The 13,836-nt window shown below is 47.3% G+C and carries 11 protein-coding genes; 9 read left to right on the forward strand and 2 right to left on the reverse strand.

Annotation, left to right across the window (positions count from 1 at the left end):
- Positions 1-138: 138 nt before the first annotated feature.
- On the reverse strand, positions 139-261 hold the full coding sequence (locus tag V7D78_RS13790; RefSeq protein ID WP_333609035.1) for a hypothetical protein: 123 nt from the start codon (positions 259-261) through the stop codon (positions 139-141).
- Positions 262-393: 132 nt separating this feature from the next.
- Between V7D78_RS13790 and dnaA the strand changes: the two genes are divergently transcribed.
- From dnaA to V7D78_RS13825, 7 genes are all read left to right on the forward strand, one after another.
- On the forward strand, positions 394-1,758 hold the full coding sequence (gene dnaA / locus V7D78_RS13795; protein WP_333609036.1) for a chromosomal replication initiator protein DnaA: 1,365 nt from the start codon (positions 394-396) through the stop codon (positions 1,756-1,758).
- A 12-nt stretch (positions 1,759-1,770) separates the two neighbouring features.
- A complete protein-coding gene (dnaN, locus tag V7D78_RS13800) occupies positions 1,771-2,874 on the forward strand; it encodes a DNA polymerase III subunit beta (RefSeq protein ID WP_333609037.1) in 1,104 nt (367 codons plus the stop codon).
- Between the two features lie 3 nt (positions 2,875-2,877).
- Positions 2,878-3,996: a DNA replication/repair protein RecF gene (gene recF, locus V7D78_RS13805; protein WP_333609038.1), complete on the forward strand. Its 1,119-nt coding sequence runs from the start codon at positions 2,878-2,880 to the stop codon at positions 3,994-3,996.
- Positions 3,980-6,397: a DNA topoisomerase (ATP-hydrolyzing) subunit B gene (gyrB, locus tag V7D78_RS13810; RefSeq protein WP_333609045.1), complete on the forward strand. Its 2,418-nt coding sequence runs from the start codon at positions 3,980-3,982 to the stop codon at positions 6,395-6,397. Before recF ends, gyrB begins: the two co-directional genes overlap by 17 nt.
- A gap of 61 nt (positions 6,398-6,458) precedes the next feature.
- A complete protein-coding gene (gene glyQ / locus V7D78_RS13815; RefSeq protein WP_333609039.1) occupies positions 6,459-7,379 on the forward strand; it encodes a glycine--tRNA ligase subunit alpha in 921 nt (306 codons plus the stop codon).
- On the forward strand, positions 7,380-9,437 hold the full coding sequence (gene glyS / locus V7D78_RS13820; RefSeq protein WP_333609040.1) for a glycine--tRNA ligase subunit beta: 2,058 nt from the start codon (positions 7,380-7,382) through the stop codon (positions 9,435-9,437). It abuts the gene before it with no gap.
- Positions 9,438-9,559: 122 nt separating this feature from the next.
- Positions 9,560-11,665 carry a hypothetical protein gene (locus tag V7D78_RS13825; protein ID WP_333609041.1) on the forward strand — a complete coding sequence of 702 codons (2,106 nt, stop codon included), beginning with the start codon at positions 9,560-9,562 and terminating at the stop codon, positions 11,663-11,665.
- A 13-nt stretch (positions 11,666-11,678) separates the two neighbouring features.
- Here V7D78_RS13825 and V7D78_RS13830 read toward each other — a convergent pair whose 3' ends face one another.
- Positions 11,679-12,476, reverse strand: a complete 798-nt coding sequence (locus V7D78_RS13830; protein ID WP_333609042.1) for a response regulator — start codon at positions 12,474-12,476, stop codon at positions 11,679-11,681.
- A gap of 254 nt (positions 12,477-12,730) precedes the next feature.
- Here V7D78_RS13830 and V7D78_RS13835 point away from each other — a divergent pair, with 254 nt between their 5' ends.
- Positions 12,731-13,267 carry an RNA polymerase sigma factor gene (locus tag V7D78_RS13835; protein WP_333609043.1) on the forward strand — a complete coding sequence of 179 codons (537 nt, stop codon included), beginning with the start codon at positions 12,731-12,733 and terminating at the stop codon, positions 13,265-13,267.
- 22 nt (positions 13,268-13,289) lie between these two features.
- Positions 13,290-13,649, forward strand: a complete 360-nt coding sequence (locus tag V7D78_RS13840; protein WP_333609044.1) for a DUF6768 family protein — start codon at positions 13,290-13,292, stop codon at positions 13,647-13,649.
- The last annotated feature ends 187 nt before the right edge of the window (positions 13,650-13,836 follow it).

Below are 13,836 nucleotides of genomic sequence, written 5' to 3' on the forward strand. Positions count from 1 at the left end.
AGCAAATACACCAAAACGCAGCTGACAAAAATGAGCGCGAATTTTAAGTAGTTCGCGCACTAAAGTCAATGCGATCCTGGCATTTATTGTTGACTGATCTTCAGTGATCATCACTGCCGTGCAGAGTTTTCCACAGCCTTACAGGCTATTGTGAATAAAATGTTGGTATCTGCCGTTTTTATTGCGGATCTGATAGGGTTCTTTATTCAGTATTTCAAAATGGTATAAGGTAATTAATTGTTTAAATTCATATGCATACATCAAAGATCCTGGCGATCTTGGTTTTTTTTAAAAGTCAATATTGATGTTGTGGATAAGATAAAGCCATAATGTCGAATTAGTCTTATTACACCAGCCTTAATGATCATAATTAAACAGGCTTCAGGAGAACCGGTGTATCAGTCCGTTTGGCAAAATTGTCTGCAATGTCTGCAGGCTGAGCTTCCCGCTCAACATTTCAGTATGTGGATCCGCCCGTTACAGGCAGACAGTTCAGATGATGCGCTGACCTTGTATGCGCCAAACCGTTTTGTGTTGGATTGGGTACGAGAAAAATACCTGAATCGTATTTTGGAGCTGATCCAGGAATATTGTGGTGATAATGCACCGCGTCTGCGATTTGATGTGGGTAGTAGTCAGCAAAGTAGCCGTATTGAACCAGGCAGCTACGCTGCGCAGCCTACCTTAGCTCCGGTTAAAGAAAAGCCGGTGGCCGAACCTGTGCCCAAAGCGATTGTGCGCTCTAATATGCGTGCCAACTATACTTTTACTAACTTTGTTGAAGGTAAATCGAACCAGCTGGCCCGCGCTGCGGCCAGTCAGGTGGCGGATAATCCGGGTACTGCCTATAACCCGTTATTTATTTACGGTGGCACCGGTTTGGGTAAAACCCACTTATTGCATGCGGTAGGTAACGGCATCCTGGCCAAAAAGCCAGATGCAAAAGTCATTTATATGCATTCTGAACGCTTTGTACAGGACATGGTAAAAGCATTACAAAACAATGCCATAGAAGAGTTTAAGCGCTATTATCGTTCTGTTGATGCGCTACTTATCGATGATATTCAATTTTTTGCCAATAAAGAGCGGTCGCAAGAAGAGTTTTTTCATACCTTTAATGCGCTGTTAGAAGGTAATCAACAAATTATTCTGACCAGCGATCGTTACCCGAAAGAAATTGATGGTGTTGAAGACCGGTTAAAGTCGCGCTTTGGTTGGGGCCTGACCATCGCCATAGAGCCGCCAGAGCTGGAAACCCGGGTGGCGATCCTGATGCGAAAAGCACAGGAAAACCAGATCCGCTTACCGGAAGAAGTGGCTTTTTTTGTGGCGAAACGCTTACGTTCAAATGTGCGTGAATTAGAAGGTGCTCTTAACCGGGTTATTGCTAATGCCAACTTTACTGGTCGCCCTATTACCATAGATTTTGTACGCGAAGCGTTGCGTGATTTACTGGCGCTACAAGATAAACTGGTAACCATTGAAAATATTCAGAAAACCGTGGCGGAATATTATAAAATCCGCGTTGCCGATTTGCTGTCCAAGCGCCGTTCGCGCTCGGTAGCCCGGCCACGGCAAATGGCCATGGCATTGGCCAAAGAGCTGACTAATCATAGCTTGCCAGAAATTGGCGATGCCTTTGGTGGCCGTGATCACACTACGGTGTTGCATGCGTGTCGTAAAATAGAATCGTTAAAAGAAGAAACACACGAAATAAAAGAAGACTTTCAGAATCTCATTCGCACTTTATCGTCATAACAGGGTTTTGCTATGCACTTTATTATCAACCGGGATGCCTTATTAAAGCCGTTGCAAATGGTGTCCGGTGCCATCGAGCGCCGTCACACACTGCCTATTTTATCTAATGTGCTAGTGGAAGTGAGCGAGCAGCTATTGTCATTAACTGGTACCGATTTGGAAGTTGAGTTGGTTGCCACCACAGAGCAATTACAGGTTAGGGCGCAAGGTCGAATCACCGTGCCGGCGAAAAAGCTATTAGACATCTGCCGCAGCCTGCCCGAAGCTGCCGATATCGATGTGCAGCTGGTGGGCGACAACTGTGTGCTAAGCTGTGGCAAAACCAAATTTACCTTATCGACCTTAAGTGCGGCTGAGTATCCAAATTTAGAAAGTTGGCAGGGTGAGGTAGATATTACCCTTAGCCGGCAACAGTTGCGTAAGTTGTTGGATGACACAGCTTTTTCTATGGCTAATCAGGATGTGCGTTATTATTTGAACGGCTTATTATTTGAAGTCGATAATGGCAGCCTGACAGCTGTTGGTACTGATGGTCACCGCTTGGCATTAAGTGTGCTGTCGTTACCGGCGGTAAGTGGCCAGCAAAAACAAATAATTATTCCGCGTAAAGGTGTATTAGAGATTATGCGGTTACTGGCCAATGACGATCAGGCTATCACGCTAAGTCTGGGGCAGAATCATTTACGGCTGGTCGATCACAGCTTTAGTTTTAGCAGTAAGCTGATTGATGGTCGTTTCCCTGACTATCGCCGGGTATTACCGCGCAACAGCACTAAACAGGTTACCGCGCATCGTAGTGTGATTAAAGATGCTTGTACCCGCGCGTCTATTTTATCTAATGAAAAATACCGTGGCGTGCGTTTTACCCTGAGTTCAGGTGAGCTGCAAATTATGGCTAATAACCCTGAGCACGAACAAGCTGAAGAAGTGATTGAAGTCGAATATCAGGGTGATGGCTTAGAGATTGGCTTTAATGTCGGCTATTTACTGGACGTACTCAATACATTAGCGACTGATCTGGTGATCCTGCATTTAAATGATGCCAATTCCAGTGCACTGATAGAAGGCGTAGGTAATGTTGGCGCTTCCTATGTAGTGATGCCAATGCGCTTATAATCGATGTCGTTGTTGTCGTTAACCATTAGCCAGTTTCGCAATATGCCGGCACTGGCACTGCAGGCTAATCCGCAATTTAATATTATTTACGGTGAAAACGGCAGCGGCAAAACCAGTTTGCTTGAAGCCATCTACTATTTGGCGCATGGTCGCTCTTTTCGAACCAGTCGCCATCAACGATTAATACAGCACGATACTGAATACTTTACCCTGCATGCCAAAGTAAGCCATGGCGAGCAACGTTATAGTCTGGGTTTACAGCGAGATAAAGACGCCCAGCTGTTATTGCGGTTAAATGGTGCTAATGCCAGCCGTTTAGCTGAGTTTGCTGCGGTGCTGCCTGTGCAGTTACTGACGCCAGATAGCTTTCGTCTTTTTTTTGGTGGTCCGAAAGAACGCCGGCAGTTTTTTGATATGGGATTGTTCCACGTGGAACCTGCTTTCTTCCCAGCGTGGTTACAGTTTAGCCGGGTATTAAAACAGCGTAATGCCTTATTAAAGCAACAGCGCCACTATAATGCGCAATTTGAATATTGGGATGAGCAGCTGGCAAGCTTATCCTGGCAGCTGCAGGCACAGCGCCAGACGTATATCGCGCAACTTGAGCAAGCCTACCGACAACTCACTGCAGACAGTCGTTTGTTAGCGGATATCAGCTTGCAATTAATGCCAGGTTGGCCAGAGCGGATAACGGAGCAATCGCAGCTGCTGCAATTATTGCAGCAGAACTTTGCGCAGGATGTGCGGCAGGGATTTACCCAGTATGGCCCACAAAAAGCGGATTTAAAATTAAAAAAAGGCACGCTAACAGTTGAAGAAGTGTTATCCCGTGGCCAGCTAAAAGTGTTATTATTTGCGCTTAAAATTGCGCAGAACAATGTGATATGCGCCTATGGGCAAAAACAGCCGCTGTTACTGATTGATGATTTAGCATCAGAACTTGATGCTGCGGCAACCCAACAGGTTTTTAATTATTTAACCAATATTAATTCTCAGGTATTTATTACTGCAATTAATGCTGATCAGGTTTCGCCTTATATCCCAGCCGAACAGCGGGACATGTTTCACGTGGAACAGGGTCAGATAACAGCACGGACAGATGAAGATGGCCGAAGAGCATAATTACGATTCCTCAAGTATTAAAGTATTAAAAGGGCTGGATGCCGTTCGTAAAAGACCCGGCATGTATATCGGTGACACGGACGATGGCACTGGCTTACACCATATGGTGTTCGAAGTGGTGGATAACTCCATCGACGAAACCCTGGCCGGTTACTGCACAGATATCTGGGTGACTATCCACAGTGATAACTCTGTATCCGTTCGCGATAATGGCCGTGGCATCCCTACCGATATGCACGAAGAGGGCGTCTCTGCAGCTGAAGTAATAATGACAGTATTACACGCTGGCGGTAAGTTTGATGACAACTCCTATAAAGTGTCAGGTGGCTTACACGGTGTGGGCGTTTCCGTTGTTAATGCCTTGTCTGATAAACTGGAGCTAACCATCCGTCGTCAGGGTCGGGTGCATTCTCAGGAATATCATCTGGGCGTGCCTCAAGCACCTTTAGCAGAAATTGGTGAAACCACTGATAGCGGTACGGCAATTCGTTTCTGGCCAAGCTCTACGGTGTTCACCGATATCAATTATCATTATGATATTCTGGCAAAACGGCTACGTGAATTATCCTTCTTAAACTCTGGCGTTAGCATCATTTTGACTGATGAGCGTTCAGATAAAAAAGACCACTTTAAATACGAAGGCGGCATTGAGGCTTTTGTTCAATATCTGAACCGTAGCAAGAGTAGCATTCACCCGAAAGCCTTTTACTTTTCTGATCAGCGCGAGGACGGCATTTCGGTTGAAGTGGCCATGCAGTGGAATGACAGCTACCAGGAAAATGTCTTCTGCTTTACCAATAATATTCCGCAGCGTGATGGTGGTACCCACTTAGCTGGCTTCCGTGGCGCCTTAACCCGGGTATTAAATAGCTATATTGAGCATGAAGGCTATGCTAAAAAAATGAAGGTACAGGCATCAGGTGATGATGCTCGTGAAGGCCTGACGGCAGTGGTCAGTGTAAAAGTACCGGATCCTAAGTTTAGCTCGCAAACCAAAGATAAATTGGTTTCCAGTGAAGTGCGCTCCGCTGTAGAAAGTGTAATGGGTGAAAAGCTCAACGAATACTTACTGGAAAACCCGAACGATGCCAAAATCATCGTTGGTAAAATTGTCGATGCCGCCCGTGCCCGTGAAGCTGCGCGTAAAGCCCGTGAAATGACTCGCCGTAAGGGCGCGTTAGATATTGCCGGCTTACCCGGGAAGTTGGCAGATTGCCAGGAAAAAGACCCGGCCTTGTCTGAACTCTATATTGTAGAGGGTGACTCAGCAGGTGGCTCGGCCAAACAGGGCCGTAACCGTAAAAATCAGGCCATACTGCCGCTGAAGGGTAAAATCCTTAACGTTGAAAAAGCCCGTTTTGATAAGATGTTGTCATCACAAGAAGTCGGCACCCTGATCACCGCCTTAGGCTGTGGCATTGGCCGCGAAGAATATAACCCGGATAAAACCCGTTACCACAGCATAGTCCTGATGACGGATGCTGACGTCGACGGTTCACATATTCGCACTCTGTTGCTGACCTTTTTCTATCGGCAAATGCCGGAGTTAATCGAGCGTGGTTATATTTATATTGCACAGCCACCCCTGTATAAAGTGAAAAAGGGCAAACAAGAGCAATACATTAAAGATGAACCATCACTGGTTGAATATCTGACCACACTGGCACTGGATGAAGCCAGCCTGCATGTCAATGACAGTGCACCTGGTATCGGTGGTGAGCATTTAGAAAAACTGGTACGTCAGTACCATAAAGTGACCGCCATTATTAACCGTTTAAGCCGTAAAATTCCGCTTAGTCTGTTAAATGAACTGATTTATGTTACCGGCTTAACGCCTGAGAATGTAAAAGATCAGAGCGTAGTAGCCGACTGGGTGAAAACCCTAGCAAAACGTCTGGATGAAAAAGAGGGCGATGGTTCTATCTATAAATATGATGTGATAGAAGACCGCGAGCGTCAGTTATTCCAACCTAAAATCATTATTCGCCAGCATGGCATAGACAACGAATATGTGCTGCATTATGACTTTATCACGTCACGTGATTACCAATCACTGGTGGCACTGGGTGATGAAATCCGCGACTTGATGGAAGAAGGTGCCTATATCCGCCGTGGCGAAAAAATCAGACCGGTTGAAACCTTCGTTGAAGCACTGGATTGGCTGATGGCCGAATCAAAGCGCGGTTTATATATTCAGCGTTATAAAGGGCTGGGTGAGATGAACCCGGATCAACTGTGGGAAACCACTATGGATCCACTAAACCGCCGTATGCTGCAGGTAACTATTGAAGATGCGGTAGGCGCAGATCAGTTATTTGCCACCCTGATGGGTGATCACGTAGAGCCAAGGCGAGCCTTTATCGAGGAAAACGCCCTGTACGTGGCTAACCTCGATGTGTAAGCGGTAATGAATACCATATAGGGGCTACGGCCCCTCAGTCATTTTAGCGAGTTAGCAACAGATGCATAAATACGATATTAAAACCTTTCAGGGCCTGATTTTAGCCTTGCAGGATTACTGGGCACGTCAGGGCTGTGTATTGGTGCAGCCGCTGGATTTAGAAGTGGGTGCCGGTACCTTTCATCCGATGACTTTTTTGCGTTCTTTAGGGCCAGAGCCAACCAATGTCGCCTATGTGCAGCCTTGCCGTCGGCCAACGGATGGCCGTTATGGCGAAAACCCGAACCGCTTACAGCACTATTATCAGTTTCAGGTGATATTAAAACCATCACCAGACAATATTCAGGAGCTGTACTTAGGTTCTCTGCAAGAGCTCGGTATAGATACACTGGTACATGATATTCGCTTTGTTGAAGATAACTGGGAATCACCGACACTGGGTGCCTGGGGCTTGGGCTGGGAAGTCTGGCTGAACGGCATGGAAGTAACACAATTTACCTATTTTCAGCAGGTAGGTGGCTTAGAGTGTCGGCCGGTGACCGGTGAAATCACCTATGGTTTAGAGCGTTTAGCTATGTATATCCAGGGCGTAGACTCCATTTATAACCTGATATGGACAGATGGCCCGCTTGGCCTGGTAACTTATGGCGATGTGTTTCATCAAAATGAAGTAGAGCAATCAACTTATAACTTTGAACATGCCGATGTGCCCGCACTCTTTGCCTATTTTGATCAGTGTGAGAAAGAAAGCCAGTACTTAATTGAACAAGGCCTGGCCTTACCGGCTTATGAAAAAGTGATGAAGGCCTCGCATGCCTTTAACTTGTTAGATGCGCGCCATGCCATTTCGGTAACAGAACGTCAGCGTTATATATTACGGGTACGCACCCTGGCAAAAGCCTGTGCCGAAGCCTACTACGCCACCCGTGAAAAACTGGGTTTTCCGCTATGCAAAAACAGCACGCGTCAGCAGGAGGCATAAATGTCAGTGCATGATTTTTTTGTAGAAATTGGCACCGAAGAGTTGCCACCAAAGTCGTTAAAAACCCTGGCGACTGCCTTTGCCGATAACCTGCAGGCAGAACTGAATAAATTAGACTTAGCCCATGCCGAGGTACATTGGTATGCCGCGCCTCGTCGTTTAGCGGTGCGTGTTAATGGTCTGGCAGCACAACAAGCTGATAAAGTGGTAGAAAAGCGCGGCCCGGCTATTGCCTCAGCCTTTGATGCGGCAGGCAAAGCGACCAAAGCGGCCGAGGGCTGGGCGGCAGGCTGTGGCATTAGTATTGATCAGGCTGAGCGCTTAGAAACAGATAAAGGCGCCTGGCTATTACATAAAGCCAAGGTCACCGGTGCAATGACGGTTAGCTTATTGCCTGAGGTGGTTAAGCAGGCGCTGGCTAAATTGCCTATTGCCAAACCGATGCGTTGGGGCAATTCAACGGCTGAGTTTATCCGTCCGGTACATACCATCATTATGCTCTATGGCCACGAATTAGTGCCCGCCACTATTTTGGGCCGCGATAGCGGTAAGCAAACGCATGGCCATCGTTTTCATGCGCCGGCGAAGGTGACCATTGAACATGCCGATGATTATCTGCAGACCATGCGCAGTGCCTATGTGGTGGCTGACTTTGCTGAGCGTAAAGCCTTTATTGCCGAACAAGTGCAAAAAACGGCTAGCGCGTTACAGGGTGTGGCACAGATGGATGACGCCTTGCTGGAAGAAGTGACTGCCCTGGTGGAGTGGCCAGTGGTGCTGGTGGGTAGCTTTGAGCCGAGCTTTTTACAAGTACCGGCCGAGCCGTTGATTTCAACGATGAAAGACAACCAGAAGTATTTCCCGTTGTTGGATAACACTGGCAAACTGCAAAATAAATTTATATTTGTTACCAATATTGCCAGTAAAGATCCGCAGCAAATTATCAGCGGCAATGAAAAAGTGGTACGGCCACGTTTAGCTGATGCCCAGTTTTTCTTTAACACCGATAGAAAGCAGCCATTGGCCTCAAGACTCGAGAGCTTAAAAACCGTATTGTTTCAGCAACAGCTGGGTACCCTGGCAGAAAAGTCAGAGCGGATTAGCAAGGTTGCCGGTTTTATTGCTGGCAAAATTGGCGCTGACGTGGCGGCGGCAACTCGTGCCGGCTTGTTGTCGAAAACCGATTTAATGACCAATATGGTCGGTGAATTCCCGGAAGTTCAAGGCATTATGGGCATGCACTATGCGCGGCTGGACGGTGAGGCCGAAACAGTGGCGCTGGCATTGAACGAGCAGTATATGCCGCGCTTTGCCGGTGACCAGTTGCCTAGTCGCTTGGAAGGTGCCGCTGTTGCTATTGCCGACAAGCTGGATACCTTAGTCGGTATCTTTGGTATAGGTCAGGCACCCAAGGGTGATAAAGACCCTTTTGCACTGCGTCGTGCGGCTATTGGCGCCTTACGTATTATGGTCGATAAACAGCTGCCATTGGATTTAGTAGAGCTGATCGCCTTTAGTCAGCAAAGCTTTGCTGACAAATTCAGCAATAACAACGTATCTGATGAGGTACTGGACTTTATGCTGGGCCGTTTCCGCGCCTGGTATCAGGATGCAGGCTACAGCGTTGATGTGATCCAGGCAGTATTAGCTCGCCGCCCAACCCGCCCAAGCGACTTTGATCGCAGGGTCAGTGCGGTAGCCGCCTTTCGCAAGCTGGATGCCGCCGCCGCCTTAGCAGCGGCGAATAAACGGGTAGCTAATATTCTGGCAAAAGTAGAGGGTGACATTGCCTCATGCGTCGATACTGCTTTGTTGCAGGAAGCCGCAGAGCAGGCATTGCACAGTGCCATTATCGCTGAGCAGGCCTATCAGGCACAGCAACCGGGATATGCCCAGAGCCTGGCGCATCTGGCCAGTATGCGTGAGGTAATAGACAGCTTCTTTGATCAGGTCATGGTAAATGCCGATGATCTGGCAGTACGAGCTAACCGCCAGGCCTTGCTAAAACAACTGCGTGAGTTGTTTTTACAAGTAGCTGATATCTCTGTTTTGCAGTAAAGTATTGAAAATAAATAAAAAAGCCAGCTTTAGCTGGCTTTTTTTATCGTTGCGGCGCTCAGTTGCTATGGGTTAAGCTAGCTCAAAGATGCAGGATACTGCTTAATAAGGATACCCCATCGATGCGCAAGGCTTGGCCGCTTATTGTTGTGCTTATTGTGTTAGTCGTTGCAGGTTGGCAGCTTTATCAGGGGCGGGCTACTAGTCTAATTACCGATCCTATCCCTGGCACAACAATAATGCTGGATCAGTCCGACACCTCTGCTGCCAGCTTAACGGCAATGCCAGCGGCCGAAGCCTTACCCAAGCTAAAGCAACAACAGGCAGTATGTCAGCAACAACAGCAGGACTTTGAACAACAAGCCGTTACCGAAACAGAGCAGGCGCTGCGCGGTCAGTTCCGGCAATGGCTACAAAGTGGGGTGCCACTGCAACAATTGTATCAGCAATTGCTGAACCTTGAAGACATGCAGCCCTATCTGCAGCTGTTATTTGATGAAGCCTCTTTATTACAGGCCGAGCAATGGGGTATACCTGTCGTCACTGGTAGCAACGAAAATATAGAGCAGTTATACGCTGATATTCTGCTGCCAACCGATATTTTTAATGAACAACAATGGCAGCAGGTGTTAAGCAGTATAGCGGCAAGCTCGGCGTTTCATCACTTAGCCATTTTGGATATGCACCGGCATTGGCGCTATAGCCGGGCGTTATCGCCTGGGGTATCTTTTGCCGGCAGCCTGAATGAAGTTCCGCTTCAGGTAGCGATTCAGCTATTAAATGGTGTATCGCTATATCCGATGCAAATTGCAAATGCTATTGACCAACAGGTAGACGCTGAACTGATTGAGCAAATGTTGCTACAAGGTACAGACGTGACGGCGTTGCCGATTTATCGCATGTTAATAGATAATACCAGACCGGTGTTTAATCTGGCTGATGTCGCACTATTGGCTGGCCGTTCGGAGTTACTGCCTTTACTGGCCAGATATCAAATTGAACCCAGCCAACTAGAGGGAGTATTTAGTGCTGTCGATTACCTGATTTATGGCATCACCCTTTATAACAGAGAACATAGCAGACAACAGCAGCTGCAGCAGCAAAGCTCTGAGCGTTGTAATGAGGCCTGCCCGGCATTTACCGTAGAGCAGCAACAGTTATTACTGCAATTAGCCAGTGACGGCCACCGTTTACATAGCTTTAGTGATTTTCAGGACCCTTATCTGCAACACGGTTGGTTAATGGCCAGGCAATTATTGGATGATGCACAGTTTCAGCAATCAGTGACAGATTTTAACCCACTACAAACAGCTGAAACACTGCAGCTGAGTGCATTATTGACTAGCATGGATGAGCAAAATCCAGCCAGGCAAAAAGAGTGTGTAGATATAAGCGTGCAACTTGCGTCGTTAGAGCAGTTGTGGAGCAAAGAGCAGGTAATAACGATACTGCAACACTATATGCTGGAACATGGTCAGCTCCAACAAACCGAGCAAGCAGCCGGGCAGCAAATGCATTCGCAACAAGGACAAGTCAGTGATGCATTTTTACAGGCGTTATCGGAGCATGAGCCGGCCTTAGTTGTGCATTTTCAAAGGCAACAACAATGGTTTCCTACCGCTTATTTAGATAAATCAGGGGTAAAGTTGTATCTGCAAATGATAGCAGCCTGGCATTCTAATGAATTGATGCAGCAACTGGTGTTAACTACGCCATTATCCAGCTACCTCACCACAGAATTACTAATTTGGCTGGTCCATAACCCATCCGAGATAGAAATGTGGCAGGGGCGGCCCTTAGCGCAGGCACCTCATCATTTGCAAAACTTTCGTTATCTGGAGGCGCATAGTTGGCAAGCCTTAGCCAACGCCGGCTTTGATTTGCGGCTTACCGATAGTTTGAATTTAACCCTGTACCAGCAAGCCTTTGAAAACCCTGAGTCAGAGCAGTTAGTAAGCTTATTGCTGGATAAAGGGGTGCCAGTACAACATGGCCGATGGGGGCCGGATGCATTGCATTTAGCGCTGGACTGGAGTTATAAACAAACAGCATTATTTCCACTGTTGGCTGAGATTTTGGATAGGCCTTTAACGATTACTGCGTCACATTTAAGCCGGATGCAGCGGCTGAAAAGCTTTTACCCTGAATTATATAGCGAAATAATCAGCGCTCATCCGCAGCTGCAAGTCGCAGAGCAGCAGCCGATGAACCGGCTGCTGTCGTTATAATATAAAAAGAGCATTAAGATTGATTAAGTAGCCGGTAAAGCAGTTCTTTTACCGCGGCCGGTTCAAAGGGTTTATCACAAAGCGCATTGATACCACTTTGCGCAATATTAGCGAGGTGAGCGTCATTGGCTTCGCTGGTCACCATTAACACCGGAATATGTGACAAGGTGCTATGCTCGCGGATAAAACGGGTCAGCTCTTCACCATTCACTTCCGGCATATTGTAGTCGGTGACCACCAAATCAAACATTTGTTGTTGCATCAGAGTCATCGCCTGTTTGCCATCTTCTGACTCAGCAATATGCTGCATGCCTAAATTGCTCAGCACCCGGCGAATATGATTGCGTGCCAACCGGCTGTCGTCGACTATTAGCACCCGCACATCATGCACATCAAATAAATCCAGCTCGAGCTCAGACGGGCTAAGATAATCGATAGCGGCATTGAGCGCCTTACCCAATTGCTCGGCATCAAACGGCTTGGGCAAAATGGCAATAACCCCAGATTGCTTAAAGGCTTCCAGTTGCTGTTTTCGGGTTTCACTGGATACCAGCAAAAACGGGATATCGGCAGTGGCAGGGTCGGCTTTTAATTGCTGCAGCAGTTGTAAGGCAGTGCCATCGGCAAAATGTAAGGCACTGGTAATGGCATCTGGCCGATGCAGGGCAATGGCGCTTAGCGCCTCGGTTAGGCTAGCAGCTTCAGCAATGTGATGCACATGCTCGGCTTTGAGTTTTTGGCGAATAATTTTACGTTGTACGTCCGAAGGCTCGGCCAACAGTATATCAAGATCTTGAGTTGATAGTTGCATGTGTACACTCTACATAGGACATTCAGGAATCAGTCGAGGCCAGGTACAGAATTAATCATAAAAAATGTAAAAAACGGAAATCAGCTTGTTGTGTACAGAAAAACATTACGCAGGGCCTGAAGACATAGCCGGAAACTTATCATTAAGAGTACATCATATAAAACGAGTAAGTTTAATTTTTTCTTTAAATTATGCGAACCTGGAGCAATGCTCAGTCGTCTTTTACAGGCAAACCAACACAATACGGGCCTTAGATGCAACAAGCACAACTGGATTTACTGGTACTGGCGCTGCAAGCGGGAGATAAGCGGGCATTTGCTGTGCTGTACCAGCATTATCAGCGCGATTTATATCGGTTTTCGGTATTTTTGCTGGGGCAGCCGGCAGCAGCAGAAGATCTGGTGCATAACGTTTGGCTTAAGGTGTCTAAACGCATACATCGGCTGCAAGATCCGCGGGTATTTACCAGCTGGTTGTACCGTGCGGTGCGCTGGGAAGTACTGGATTACCAAAAGCAGCCGGGACAGCGACAACAAAGCCTGGAGCAGCAGGATGGCCTGCAGACCACCGCTTTGCTAACAGCGTGCAACAGTGAGCCGGTTAATCAGCAAAAAGATCTGGCTAAAGCCTTAGCCTTATTAGCTGCGAATGAACGCTTGGTATTGCAACTGCATTACCTGCACGAACTGGAACTGACACAAATTGCGCTAATTTTAGACGTGCCACTGGGTACGGTTAAATCGCGCTTACACCGGGCGCGCCAGCAAATGCAGCAACACTTAACCGCCTAATGTTTTAATACGAGGATTGATCATGAGCATCGACAAAGACATTAAACAACAACTGGAACAGCAAGCGGCCGAATTGGATAAGCTGATGCGCGAAGAGCAGGGGCTGGACAAGGTTTTAGCGTCCGGTTTTAAAGGCGGCCTGGCCGGCATTATGGCGGTGGCCTATGTACTGGCCTTGTTGCTGACTGTCGCCATTTTTTACTGTGGCTATCAGTTTTTAACGGTTGCCGCTGAGCAGCAGCTATTCTGGGGGGTATTACTGCTATTGGCGTTTCAGGCACAGGTGGGCACTAAATTGTGGATCTGGCTGGAAAGCCAGCGCAGCTCTACGCTGCGTGAGCTAAAACGGCTGGAGCTGGCTGTTAGCCGTTTGGGTGTTTAAGGCACAAGCAGCGTCTAACCCGCCTAACCAGGCGGGTTAGACGCATTATCATTAATAACATTTTGTTTTTGCTCAATTTTAGCTTCTAAGTATCTTACTGTGTTATGCATATTCATTGAATAAATAACGAGGGCTAAATAACTGTTCCAAACAGTAGATCACCAAAACGAAGGAACTCAATGCGGTT

Origin of the sequence: Arsukibacterium sp., assembly GCF_036735525.1 — a bacterium.
Classification (GTDB): domain Bacteria; phylum Pseudomonadota; class Gammaproteobacteria; order Enterobacterales; family Alteromonadaceae; genus Alishewanella.

Coding starts and splice junctions, on each gene's coding strand:
- V7D78_RS13790 (WP_333609035.1), bottom strand. CDS start 261: ATGTATGCATATGAATTTAAACAATTAATTACCTTATACCATTTTGAA.
- dnaN (WP_333609037.1), top strand. CDS start 1,771: ATGCACTTTATTATCAACCGGGATGCCTTATTAAAGCCGTTGCAAATG.
- recF (WP_333609038.1), top strand. CDS start 2,878: ATGTCGTTGTTGTCGTTAACCATTAGCCAGTTTCGCAATATGCCGGCA.
- gyrB (WP_333609045.1), top strand. CDS start 3,980: ATGGCCGAAGAGCATAATTACGATTCCTCAAGTATTAAAGTATTAAAA.
- glyQ (WP_333609039.1), top strand. CDS start 6,459: ATGCATAAATACGATATTAAAACCTTTCAGGGCCTGATTTTAGCCTTG.
- glyS (WP_333609040.1), top strand. CDS start 7,380: ATGTCAGTGCATGATTTTTTTGTAGAAATTGGCACCGAAGAGTTGCCA.
- V7D78_RS13825 (WP_333609041.1), top strand. CDS start 9,560: ATGCGCAAGGCTTGGCCGCTTATTGTTGTGCTTATTGTGTTAGTCGTT.
- V7D78_RS13830 (WP_333609042.1), bottom strand. CDS start 12,476: ATGCAACTATCAACTCAAGATCTTGATATACTGTTGGCCGAGCCTTCG.
- V7D78_RS13835 (WP_333609043.1), top strand. CDS start 12,731: ATGCAACAAGCACAACTGGATTTACTGGTACTGGCGCTGCAAGCGGGA.
- V7D78_RS13840 (WP_333609044.1), top strand. CDS start 13,290: ATGAGCATCGACAAAGACATTAAACAACAACTGGAACAGCAAGCGGCC.